Genomic DNA, 236 nt, shown 5'->3' with positions numbered 1-236 from the left:
GGAGTTTCTGTGATCGTTCTGCCGGACGGTCGTCGAGTAAAAAATCGTGGGTGTAGGCGAAGGGCATGCGAAAGGCCCGGCGTAGAGGGTAAGACCCCCGTAGCTGAAATGTCTGCGACTCGATATGAGACCACCCAAGTAGCATAGGGCCCGAGAAACCTTGTGTGAATCTGGCGGGACCACCCGTTAAGCCTAAATATTCCCTGGTGACCGATAGTGGATAGTACCGTGAGGGA

At 54.7% G+C, this 236-nt stretch carries 1 rRNA gene; it reads left to right on the top strand.

Annotated elements, in window-relative coordinates:
* Nucleotides 1-236 (top strand): 23S ribosomal RNA (locus RNC47_RS37520); the annotation flags it as partial.

Source organism: Streptomyces millisiae (assembly GCF_031845425.1).
Lineage (GTDB): Bacteria > Actinomycetota > Actinomycetes > Streptomycetales > Streptomycetaceae > Streptomyces > Streptomyces millisiae.
The sequence above is the reverse complement of the archived record's forward strand: the minus strand, read 5'-3'. Positions and strand labels throughout refer to the sequence as shown.